This is a genomic window from Angustibacter speluncae, assembly GCF_054777815.1.
Window position 1 is genome coordinate 1 of sequence record NZ_BAAHAF010000003.1, and the last position, 586, is coordinate 586.

The following is a 586-nucleotide window of genomic DNA, read 5'->3' on the forward strand; positions in this document are numbered from 1 at the left end:
CGCTACTGGGACGAGGACGGCACCTTCGTCGCCAGCGTCGAGCAGCGGCCCGCGGGCGACGACGTCCGCGGCACCCGCGGGCTCGCCGGCCGGTCCGAGACCGACGCCGAGGAGCGCCGCGCACGCCGCGCCGCGCCGCGCACGCTGTGGCACGCCAGCCCGGGGAGCCCGGGCCGGTGACCGCACTACTGTTGCCCGGGTGGACGCCCTCCCGCCGCTCGCGGCCGCCATCGACCGGCTGCTCGCGCAGTGCGGCGGCGACGGTGCCCGCGACGTGCTCGACCTCGGCGGCGGCACCGGGGGGCAGGCCGTCCGGCTGGCCGCGTCCGGGCACCGCGTCACCGTCGTCGACCCCAGCCCCGACGCCCTGGCCGCGCTCGGCCGCCGGGCCGACGAGGCGGGCGTCGCCGACCGGCTGCGCGGCGTGCAGGGCGACGCCGACGACCTGCCCGGGCTCGTCGGCGCGGGGTCGGTCGACCTGGTGCTCTGCCACGGTGTGCTCGAGGTCGTCGACGACCCCGCCGCGGCGCTCGCGGGCCTGCGCGCGGTGCTGCGCCCGTCCGGCCGGCTCAGCCTGGTCGTCGCC

The 586-nt window shown here is 80.9% G+C and carries 2 protein-coding genes; both read left to right on the plus strand.

The genetic code is table 11. The features are described 5' to 3' along the window. Positions 1–180 (plus strand): hypothetical protein (locus ACYVKY_RS00230; RefSeq protein ID WP_460432974.1); only part of this gene is annotated, 180 nt, incomplete at its 5' end. A gap of 19 nt (positions 181–199) precedes the next feature. Beyond that, positions 200–586, plus strand: a 387-nt coding sequence (locus ACYVKY_RS00235) for a class I SAM-dependent methyltransferase (protein ID WP_460432975.1), incomplete at its 3' end; no start/stop codon positions are given.